Source organism: Nocardioides abyssi (genome assembly GCF_030412915.1).
GTDB lineage: Bacteria > Actinomycetota > Actinomycetes > Propionibacteriales > Nocardioidaceae > Nocardioides > Nocardioides abyssi.
In genome coordinates this window covers 1-213 of the sequence record NZ_JAUHJR010000311.1, presented here as the reverse complement: position 1 = coordinate 213, position 213 = coordinate 1, and the positions used below count along the sequence as shown (strand labels likewise).

1 pseudogene is annotated in these 213 nt (G+C 77.0%); it reads left to right on the top strand.

Annotated elements, in window-relative coordinates:
* A pseudogene (locus tag QWY29_RS20845) lies at positions 1-213 on the top strand (dipeptidase); the annotation flags it as partial.

Sequence of the window (213 nt, the reverse complement as noted above, 5' to 3'; positions counted from 1 at the left end):
CGACCCCGCCCGCGCGGCGGAGGTGCAGCGCAGCGCCGAGGCGGTGGCCGAGCTGTTCCGCGCCGTGGGATTCGCGACCGTCGACATCGTCAGCGCCGCCGGCGGCGCGCCGGCCGTGATCGCGCACAAGCCGGGCCCGGAGGGCGCGCCGACGGTGCTGCTCTACGCCCACCACGACGTCCAGCCGGAGAACGACCACGCCGACTGGGACTC